The organism is Hansschlegelia beijingensis, from assembly GCF_045505405.1.
Classification (GTDB): domain Bacteria; phylum Pseudomonadota; class Alphaproteobacteria; order Rhizobiales; family Methylopilaceae; genus Methylopila; species Methylopila beijingensis_A.
Genome location: NZ_JBJKEX010000568.1, coordinates 1 through 1,121, shown reverse-complemented (window position 1 = coordinate 1,121; position 1,121 = coordinate 1). Strand labels below are relative to the sequence as shown.

Annotated in this window: 1 pseudogene; it reads left to right on the top strand. The window is 72.5% G+C overall.

Annotation, left to right across the window (positions count from 1 at the left end):
* Positions 1-59: 59 nt before the first annotated feature.
* Positions 60-1,070, top strand: a pseudogene (locus tag ACIKT0_RS18755) (glutamate-5-semialdehyde dehydrogenase); the annotation flags it as partial.
* Positions 1,071-1,121 lie beyond the last annotated feature (51 nt).

Sequence of the window (1,121 nt, the reverse complement as noted above, 5' to 3'; positions counted from 1 at the left end):
GCTTTCTCCTGGCGCGCCGCGCAAACGCAGGCCTGCACTGACCAGAGTGAGGTCACCCAGCATTCGAGGTGGTCGCCGGGCTGGCGGATCCCGTGGGCGAGACGACCGCGGCGTGGACGCGGCCGAACGGGCTCGCGATCGAGCGCGTCCGCACGCCGCTCGGCGTCATCGGCGTGATCTATGAGAGCCGGCCCAACGTCACGGCGGACGCCGGCGCGCTTTGTCTCAAGGCCGGCAACGCCGCGATCCTGCGCGGCGGCACCGACAGCTTCCGCTCCTCGGCCGCTATCGTGGAGTGCATCGCCTACGGGCTGCGCGAAGCCGGTCTGCCCGAGGACGCCGTGCAGCTTGTTCCGACGCGCGACCGCGCCGCCGTGGGCGAGATGCTCGCCGGGCTTGGCGGCGATCTCGACGTCATCGTGCCGCGCGGCGGCAAGGGGCTCGTGGCGCGCGTCCAGGCCGAGGCGCGGGTGCCGGTGTTCGCGCATCTCGACGGCAACAATCACGTGTTCATCGCCGAGGGCGCCGATCTCGAGATGGCGCGCTCCATCGTCCTGAACGCCAAGATGCGGCGGACGGGCGTGTGCGGCGCGGCCGAGACGCTGCTGGTCGACCGCGCGGTCGCCGGAACCCATCTGGTCCCGCTGGTCGACGCCCTGATCGCCGCCGGCTGCGAGATCCGCGGGGACGCCGAGACGCGTCGCGCCGTTCCGGAGGCGCGGCCCGCGACCGAGGAGGACTGGCGGACCGAGTATCTCGACGCGATCATCGCGGTGCGGGTGGTCGACGGGCTCGACGGCGCGCTCGCGCATATCGAAGCCTACGGCTCGCATCACACCGACGCGGTGGTGACCGAGGACGCCGCGATCGCCGAGCGCTTCCTGCGCGAGGTCGACAGCGCCATCGTTCTGCACAACGCCTCGACGCAGTTCGCGGACGGCGGCGAGTTCGGCTTCGGCGCCGAGATCGGCATCGCCACCGGCCGGCTGCATGCCCGCGGGCCGGTCGGCGTGGAGCAATTGACCTCGTTCAACTATCGCGTCCGGGGCCAGGGCCAGACGCGGCCGTGAGGCGAGGGGACGGCCGCCTGCCGCCTGCGGCGGCGCTGTCTTGAGCCGGGT